A 2633-nucleotide genomic window follows, 5' to 3' on the forward strand; every position below is an offset into this window, starting at 1 on the left:
CCCCCGAATGCGCCCCATCACCCCCGACGCGACCCCCGACGCGACATGGCCTCCGGCGTCGAAGCCTCACGATCCATCATGGAACTGCGCCTTGCGGACGTTCCATGCTTCCCCTTCCCCGGCGTGCTTCACCATGGCCCGTCCGGGTCATCCGGGAATATGGCCCGTGCGCGGGGGACAGGGCGGTGCGGCTCCCGATCCTCACCCCCGCGGCGATGACCTGTAAGGTGGAGTCCGCGCGTTCATCCGGACTGGGCCCGGCTCACCGGAAGAGCCGCCGGACGGCTGCTCTGCGGTCGATGGCGGCGGGGGCGCACTCAAAGCTCCGCGGGGAACCTGGGTTCCGTGCGGTCACAGCGGTTCAACAACAGCAGGGAGATCTGGTGTACGCGGTCGTTGCCAGCGGCGGCAAGCAGCACAGGGTCGCCGTCGGCGATGTCGTCGACGTCGAACTCCTTCCCGGAGAGCCGGGCGTGGCCGTGAACCTTCCGGCCCTCCTGCTCGTCGACGGCGACTCGGTCACCCACGAAGCCGGCGCGCTCGCGTCCGTCGAGGTGACCGCCGAGGTGGTCGGCGTCGTCAAGGGTCCGAAGATCCGGATTCACAAGTTCAAGAACAAGACCGGCTACCACAAGCGTCAGGGCCACCGCCAGAAGCTGACGCGTCTCAAGGTGACCGGCATCGAGACCGGGAAGGCCTGAGCGAGATGGCGCATAAGAAGGGCGCGAGTTCCTCGCGCAACGGTCGGGACTCCAACGCTCAGCGGCTGGGTGTGAAGCGTTTCGGCGGCCAGTTCGTCAAGGCCGGCGAGATCATCGTTCGCCAGCGCGGCACCCACTTCCACCCGGGTGAGCTGGTCGGGCGCGGCAAGGACGACACGCTGTTCGCGCTGTCGGCCGGTCACGTGCAGTTCGGCCACCGGCGTGGTCGCCGCGTCATAAACGTGGTCGAGCTGGCGGCGGCGCCCGCCGCCTGACTCGACCGGGCGGCGATGCCGATCGGGTGTGCCAGACCTGGCCCGCCCGACACGGCGTTCGCTGTCCCCGATGCCAAGCACACAGCCGCGTGCATCATCCCGCCTCGGGGTTCGGTGCGCGCGGCTTTGGCATGTGCTCGGCGGCGCACGATGGAGATAGCGGCCGCCGGCCGACGACGGTCGGCGGACTGTAGGACACGAAGCAGGGTGAGAGGACGCAGCGATGCCGACCTTTGTCGACCGGGTGGTGTTGCACGCGGCGGCTGGGGACGGCGGCCACGGCTGCGCCTCCATCCACCGGGAGAAGTTCAAGCCGCTGGGCGGTCCGGACGGTGGTGACGGCGGCCGCGGCGGCGATATTCGCCTCGTGGTGGAGCCGAGCGTGACCACCCTGCTCGACTTCCACTTCCATCCGCATCAGCGGGCCTCGCGGGGCCGCCCCGGCCAGGGGTCGAACCGGTACGGAGCCGACGGGGAGGACCTCATCCTCCCGGTGCCCGACGGCACGGTCGTCCTCAGCGCCGTCGGCGAGCAGATCATCGATCTGGTCGGAGCGGGCAGCACGTTCGTGCTCGCCCGGGGCGGCCGCGGTGGCCGGGGGAACGCGTCGCTGGCCTCCGCCCGCCGCAAGGCCCCCGGATTCGCCGAGCTCGGTGAGCCCGGCGAGCAGCTCGACGCCGTCCTCGAACTCAAGACGGTGGCCGACGTCGCGCTTGTCGGATTCCCGAGCGCGGGGAAGTCGTCCCTGGTGTCGGTGCTGAGCGCCGCCAAGCCCAAGATCGCCGAGTACCCGTTCACGACCCTCGTGCCCAACCTCGGGGTGGCTCAGGCGGGAGATCACCTGCCGTACACGGTGGCGGACGTCCCCGGGCTCATCCCGGGCGCCAGCGAGGGGCGCGGTCTGGGCCTGGAGTTCCTCCGGCACATCGAGCGCTGCTCGGTGATCGTGCACGTGCTGGACTGCGCCACGCTCGAACCGGGACGCGATCCGCTGACTGATCTTGACGTCATCGAGGCCGAGCTCGCGGCGTACTCCGCCGACCTGTCCGACCGACCCCGGCTCGTCGTCCTCAACAAGATCGACGTGCCCGACGCCGCCGACCTCGCCGACCTGGTCACCGCTGATCTGCGGGCCCGCGGGCTCGACGTGTTCGCGGTCAGCAGCGCCACCCGGCGGGGGGTGCACGCGCTGTCGCTGGCGTTGGCGGAAAAGGTCGCGGCGCTGCGGGCGGCGGCGCCGAGCCCGTCCGCGACCCGCGTCGTCCTGCGCCCCCGGGCGGTGAACGAACCGGACTTCACCGTGACGACCCTCGGCGAGGGTTTCCTCATCTCCGGGGCGAAGCCGCTGCGGTGGGTGCGCCAGACCGACTTCACCAACGACGAGGCCATCGGGTTTCTCGCTGACCGGCTCGCCCGGCTCGGAGTGGAAAAGGAACTCGCCCGGCTCGGCGCGACCGCGGGTGTCGAGGTCACGATCGGTGATGTCACCTTCGACTGGGAGCCGACGCTGAGCGGCGGCGGGCTGGGCGTCGGTGGGCAGGGCGTCGGTGGGCAGGGCGTCGGTGGGCAGGGCGTCGGCGGAGTGGTGCTCGTTGGCGGGTCGGGCGGCGGCGACGCCACCGAGGATCGTCTCGGTGCCGACGAGCCGGCTGCCAGC

At 71.0% G+C, this 2633-nt stretch carries 3 protein-coding genes; all 3 read left to right on the top strand.

Going from position 1 to position 2633, the window contains the following annotated elements:
- The first annotated feature begins 383 nt into the window (after positions 1–383).
- Positions 384–701, top strand: coding sequence for a 50S ribosomal protein L21 (gene rplU / locus NBZ85_RS30075; protein ID WP_261556679.1), 318 nt, complete (start codon positions 384–386; stop codon positions 699–701).
- 5 nt (positions 702–706) lie between these two features.
- Positions 707–976 carry a 50S ribosomal protein L27 gene (gene rpmA, locus NBZ85_RS30080; RefSeq protein ID WP_261556668.1) on the top strand — a complete coding sequence of 90 codons (270 nt, stop codon included), beginning with the start codon at positions 707–709 and terminating at the stop codon, positions 974–976.
- A 223-nt stretch (positions 977–1199) separates the two neighbouring features.
- Positions 1200–2633: GTPase ObgE (gene obgE, locus NBZ85_RS30085; RefSeq protein WP_261563316.1), on the top strand; the 1434-nt coding region annotated here is incomplete at its 3' end.

The sequence above is a fragment of the Frankia tisae genome, assembly GCF_025403405.1.
In the GTDB taxonomy this organism is placed as follows: domain Bacteria; phylum Actinomycetota; class Actinomycetes; order Frankiales; family Frankiaceae; genus Frankia; species Frankia tisai.